A 592-nucleotide genomic window follows, 5' to 3' on the forward strand; every position below is an offset into this window, starting at 1 on the left:
CGGTGATGCCGAGCGCCTTGGCGGCCGGCAGCATCGACGGCAGGTACCGGGCCATGTCCTTCAGCTCGAACTGCCCCGCCTTGCCGCCCGCCTGCAGGATGTCGAAGGCGGTCTGCATCTCGCTCGCACCGACCTTCAGGTGCGTCGAGATCGCGTCGGCCGTCTTGGCGATGTCGTCGACCTCGGCGCCCGACGCCTGGGCGGAGCGCACCACGGCAGGCAGAAAGGCGAGGCTGTCCTTCAGGTTGCGGCCCTGCTGGACCAGCGTGTCAAGGCCGCCGACGACCTTGTCGAGCGGCGTCGCGGTCCGGTTGGCGAGGCCCTCCAGGTCGCCGAGCACACCGTCCATCTCGCGGCGCGTCGCCTCGGCCGTGATCATGATGCGGGTGAGCCGGCGCTCGACGTCGGCATAGTCCTTGAAGCCCTGGCCCGCCGTCCGGGCCGCCAGATAGCCGCCCCCCACCACGGCGAGCCCCTTGGCTCCGGTGGCGAGCAGGCCGGCCCCGGCCGCCCGGCTCGCGTTCCCGGCCGGAGGATTCAGGAGATTGTAGCGCCCGAGATTGCGGGTGCCGTGCATCGACCGCGCCTGGCG

Annotated in this window: 1 protein-coding gene; it reads right to left on the reverse strand. The window is 72.0% G+C overall.

What is annotated here, in order from left to right:
* Positions 1–577, reverse strand: a 577-nt coding sequence (locus ABTU92_RS29365) for a phage tail tape measure protein (RefSeq protein WP_408095081.1), incomplete at its 3' end; no start/stop codon positions are given.
* Between the last annotated feature and the right edge of the window lie 15 nt (positions 578–592).

The organism is Rhodoplanes sp. SY1 (assembly GCF_046000175.1).
GTDB lineage: Bacteria > Pseudomonadota > Alphaproteobacteria > Rhizobiales > Xanthobacteraceae > Rhodoplanes.